The 289-nt window shown below is 57.4% G+C and carries 1 protein-coding gene; it reads left to right on the top strand.

The features are described from left to right. Positions 1–237, top strand: a 237-nt coding sequence (locus ACTEK7_RS36670) for a hypothetical protein (protein ID WP_474810822.1), incomplete at its 5' end; no start/stop codon positions are given. Positions 238–289 lie beyond the last annotated feature (52 nt).

Consider the following 289-nt stretch of genomic DNA (forward strand, 5'->3'; position numbering starts at 1 on the left):
GGTGCCGAGGCCGTACAAAGGCTCTCTCCCTGGTTGAAGCGGCTCGAGCACTACGCGAACAGCGAAGCACCAGACGAACTCAAGCACTGGGAAGGCATTGACTACGATCAATTCAACTTCCGTGTCAACGACGCGTCATCGGCCCGCACGAGTGTTGCCGAAAAAGCGCGAGAGAGCTTCACGATGCAAGTCTTAAAGGTCGTCGCGAGGATGCGAACGGCCGTTCGCTTCGGGTAGATCGGGCCAAGTATCATCTTGAGATCGACCGGGAAGCGACAGCGAGTCTCCT

Source organism: Bradyrhizobium sp. JHI2711 (assembly GCF_056156565.1).